General features: G+C 55.2%; 7 protein-coding genes. All 7 read right to left on the bottom strand.

Annotated features, from left to right (window positions below; genetic code table 11):
- Window positions 1–244: 50S ribosomal protein L17 (gene rplQ, locus NCN04_RS08790; RefSeq protein ID WP_250395835.1), on the bottom strand; the 244-nt coding region annotated here is incomplete at its 3' end.
- A gap of 31 nt (window positions 245–275) precedes the next feature.
- Entirely contained in the window at window positions 276–1,214 is a 939-nt protein-coding gene (locus tag NCN04_RS08785; protein WP_048347896.1) for a DNA-directed RNA polymerase subunit alpha, read from the bottom strand.
- A gap of 50 nt (window positions 1,215–1,264) precedes the next feature.
- On the bottom strand, window positions 1,265–1,657 hold the full coding sequence (gene rpsK / locus NCN04_RS08780; RefSeq protein ID WP_006854807.1) for a 30S ribosomal protein S11: 393 nt from the start codon (window positions 1,655–1,657) through the stop codon (window positions 1,265–1,267).
- Window positions 1,658–1,723: 66 nt separating this feature from the next.
- A complete protein-coding gene (gene rpsM / locus NCN04_RS08775) occupies window positions 1,724–2,089 on the bottom strand; it encodes a 30S ribosomal protein S13 (protein ID WP_006854808.1) in 366 nt (121 codons plus the stop codon).
- Window positions 2,090–2,164: 75 nt separating this feature from the next.
- Window positions 2,165–2,278 (bottom strand): 50S ribosomal protein L36, encoded by a 114-nt coding sequence (gene rpmJ, locus NCN04_RS08770; RefSeq protein ID WP_011618382.1) that lies wholly within the window; start codon window positions 2,276–2,278, stop codon window positions 2,165–2,167.
- 47 nt (window positions 2,279–2,325) lie between these two features.
- A complete protein-coding gene (locus tag NCN04_RS08765; protein WP_250395834.1) occupies window positions 2,326–2,877 on the bottom strand; it encodes an adenylate kinase in 552 nt (183 codons plus the stop codon).
- Between the two features lie 28 nt (window positions 2,878–2,905).
- Window positions 2,906–4,182 (bottom strand): preprotein translocase subunit SecY (gene secY, locus NCN04_RS08760; protein ID WP_250395833.1); only part of this gene is annotated, 1,277 nt, incomplete at its 5' end.

The following is a 4,182-nucleotide window of genomic DNA, read 5'->3' as shown; positions in this document are numbered from 1 at the left end:
TGTCAAAGAGGGCGTGGACCAGCTGCTTGTCGTAGACGTAGCCCAACACTCGGCGTCTAGAGGCGAGACTGCCGTTCTTGGCCAACGTGATCATCCGTTCGGCTTCATCACGCAGAGCTTTGGCTCGCGCTTTTGTTGTTGTCACCCTGCCTTCGCGGATGAGCTGTGTTGTGAGTCCGCGAAGCAACGCCTTGCGTTGGTCAGCCGGGCGGCCCAGCAATGGAACACGACATTGGTGGCGCATGGTTCTAAGAGAAGACTGAAGGACGTAAGGATCAGACGCTGGTGCGACTTTGGGGGATCGAAATGCCGATGCGCTCGAGAGCTTCGATCACTTCATCAGCTGACTTCGAGCCAAAGTTCTTGATCTCGAGAAGATCTTCGTAACTGAAACCCATCAGGTCAGAGACTGAATTCACCTGTGCGCGCTTAAGACAGTTGTAAGCCCGAACAGAAAGATTAAGCTCTTCGAGTGGAATTTGAGCTTCAGCAGAAGGCTCAGGTTCGATGCCTGGCTCTTCCACCATGGTCACGGTGGCTAAGGGCTGGAATAGCTCAATGAGCTGATTGGCAGCCTGTGCAATCGCGTCATCCGGGGTCATAGACCCATCGGTCACAACCTCCATGCGGAGTCGTTCGCGAGCTGATCCACCCTCCGCAACAGCTGTTTCATCCGTCGTGAAATTCACGCGGTGAACAGGCATAAACACTGCATCGATCTGCAGCAGATCAATGGCACTCGTGTCTTCGTTGTGGCGATCAACGGGGCGATAACCAACGCCGCGTTCAACATGGACTTCAAGCTCGAGGCTGTGACCCTCGCTAACAGTGGCAATCGGACGCTCACCATCCACCACTTGGACCTGTGATGAGAACTGGAGATCCTTGGCTTTGACCGTTGCAGGCCCAGAGACGATCAGACGACCGATTTCCAGCTCGTCTGTACGGCTGGTAACAGTGAGCTGCTTGCAGTTGAGAAGAATGTCAAGCACGTCTTCGCGCACACCTGGAATGGTGGCGTACTCGTGATTAACTCCAGCAATGCGGACAGCAGTGACGGCTGTTCCCTCGAGGTTGCCCATGAGCATCCTTCGGAGGGAATTCCCGAGAGTGGTTGCTTGACCACGCTCCAAGGGACCGATGAGAAAGACACCGGTCTGGGAGCGATCATCTGTGATCTGATGCTCGATACGATCGATCTGGTATTGCAACACGGGCTGAAGCGGAGAGAGTGAGGTGGGCCTGGACTAATTCGCTGAGATCTTCAGACACGACGCCGCTTAGAGCGGCGGCACCCGTTGTGGGGTAAGGGAGTGACGTCGCGGATCAAAGTGATCTCTAGGCCAGCTACTTGAAGAGCGCGAATGGCTGTTTCCCGTCCTGAGCCTGGACCACGAACAAGAACTTCAATTTGGCGCATGCCTTGCTCGAGAGCGCGGCGAGCGGCAGCTTCTGCAGCGGTTTGAGCAGCAAAAGGTGTGCCCTTACGAGCCCCTTTAAACCCACTGGCTCCAGCTGATGACCAGGAGATGACTTCTCCGGTGGTGTCGGTAATGGACACGATCGTGTTGTTGAACGTGCTTTGGATGTGGGCAACTCCGTTGGGGACGTTGCGTTTGGCCTTCTTGGGGCCTGATTTCTTTGCTGGCTTGGCCATGGGCTAGAGCCTGAGGGGGGTAGGGCTGTAATGAATGAAGAGTGAGACCGATGGAATCGGGCAGGCTTATTTCTTCTTGCCGGCCACGGTCTTCCTGGCGCCACGGCGGGTGCGGGCGTTGGTGCGGGTGCGTTGACCGCGCACAGGAAGGCTCATCCGATGACGACGCCCACGCAGGCAACCAATGTCTTGCAGACGCTTAAGGGCCATGCCCTCTTGCCGCCGCAGATCTCCCTCGATCGTGAAGGACTCAGTGGCGTTGCGCAATTTCTGGACATCGTTGTCCTCTAGATCCTTCACACGGATATCAGGGTTGACTCCGGCTTTGGTGAGGATGGTCTTGGCCCGAGTTGAGCCGATTCCGTAGATGTAAGTAAGTGCGACTTCGATCCGCTTGTCGCGGGGAATGTCAACACCAGCAATCCTTGCCACTGAGCAAATAATCGAGGGGGGACAGTTGCCGCCAATAGGGCGGCGAATGATGCGGTCAGAGTGTGGAGCCGGGGATCATCCCTGGCGCTGCTTGTGCTTAGGGTTTGGGCAGATCACCATGACCCGGCCGTGGCGACGAATCACCCGGCACTTTTCACACATTTTCTTGACCGAGGCGCGCACCTTCATGGGGTGTGGCTCTCCAAAATTCCAAACAGCGAATTTACCACAGCGAGCTAAGCCAGAACAGCTTCAATGCTCTCGGTAATGGCTTCGATGCTGCCATGGGCTTCCACCGATTGCAGCAGACCGCGCTGCCGGTAATGCTCAATCAAGGGCTCTGTTTTGTCTGCATAGACCACCAGCCGATTTCGGATCACGGCTTCGTTATCGTCTTCACGCCCTCTGGAGAGCAAGCGTTCGATGAGGACGGCGTCATCCAGTTCAAGAAGCACCACGGCTTCGATGGGTTGGTTGAGCTCCTGCAGCAGTGGATCGAGAGCCTCAGCCTGGGCAACATTGCGGGGGAATCCATCCAATAGCCACCCTTGGCCATTCAGGGCTCCGAGCTGCGCTTTCACGATGGCCAGCACGAGTGAATCACTGACCAGCTCTCCACGATTCATCACGCTTTCGGCTTCTTTGCCAAGGTCGCTTCCAGCAGAGACTTCAGCGCGTAAGAGGTCCCCTGTGGAGAGGTGACGTAAGCCATGACGATCACATAACAGTGCCGCTTGGGTCCCCTTACCAGCACCAGGTGGGCCTAAAAAAAGCAGTCGTTGTTTCATGGAAATTGGGTTGACTGGTTGTCGTGCCTTATTGGCGAACAAGTCCTTCGTAGCGCTGGGAAATCACGTAGGTCTGAACTTGTTTGGCGGTGTCGATCGCGACACCAACCAGGATCAGGAGTGAGGTGGCTCCTAGCCCTTGGAAGGTTGTCACTCCTGTGGCTCTCTCAACGGCTGAGGGGATAATGGCCACAGCTCCAAGGAACAGTCCGCCAAGAAGAGTCAATCTATTTTTGACTCCCTCCAGATAGGCGGCTGTTGCACTACCGGGTCTGACTCCTGGTATGGCCACTCCGCCTCGTTTCAGGTTGGTGGCCATGTCACTCGGGTTGAGGGAAAGCGATGAATAGAAATAGGCGAACCCCAAAATGAGGGAGAAAAATAAAATTGCGTAAGGCCATGGATTGGCTGCACTCGGATTCAAGGCACTCGCCGCTCGAATCAGGATTGGGTTATTCGTGACGTTCGCGATTGTGATCGGCAAAAAGATCAGGGCTGACGCGAAAATGATCGGCATCACTCCACCAGCATTGAGCTTTAGGGGGAGATAGCTCTGACGACTTGGTAGGAGCGCTGTCCCTCCGACCTGGCGCTTGGCGCTGACAATCGGTAGACGTCTCGCACCCTCCTGAACAAAGATGATTCCAACAATGGTGATCAGGAAAACCAAGACCAGGACAATGATGCCAACGACATCTCCACGGTCTCCTGTCTGAGCCTTCTCAATCGTTGAACCCAGAGCCTTTGGAAGTGTGGCCACGATATTCAAAAAGATCACAAGGGATGCCCCCTGTCCGATGCCTCGCTCTGTGATGACTTCGCTGAGCCACATCACAATCATCGATCCAGTCACCAAGGCCAGCGCCGTTTGGACGACAAAGACGACGTCGCTTAATCCATCAACGGCATATTGGCGGAGAATCATCGCAAAAATGACGCTTTGCACCGTTCCCCATCCGAGCGCCACATAGCGCGTGATTTGGGCGAGTTTTCGACGACCTGCTTCCCCTTCGTTTTTCTGTAAGTCCTCGAGCTGGGGGAGCGACGCTGTGAGCAATTGAATGATGATTGAGGCGTTAATGAAAGGCAGGATTCCCAGTGCAAAAACGCCCAGAGTGGAGATTCCGCCCCCGGTAAAAATGTCAAGGAACCCAATCAGTGTTCCGCCCTGCTCAATAAATTGCTCAAAAGCGACGCGATCGATCCCAGGCATAGGGATATAGATCCCCAGCCGGACCAACATGAGCAGCCCCAACGTTGTGAGAACCCGGCCGCGCAGCTCAGGGTTCTGCACCAACTGGGTAA

Source organism: Synechococcus sp. MU1655, assembly GCF_023630655.1.
In the GTDB taxonomy this organism is placed as follows: Bacteria; Cyanobacteriota; Cyanobacteriia; order PCC-6307; family Cyanobiaceae; genus Synechococcus_C.
Note: the sequence above shows the minus strand (reverse complement) of the source record. Positions and strands in the feature narration are given on the sequence as shown.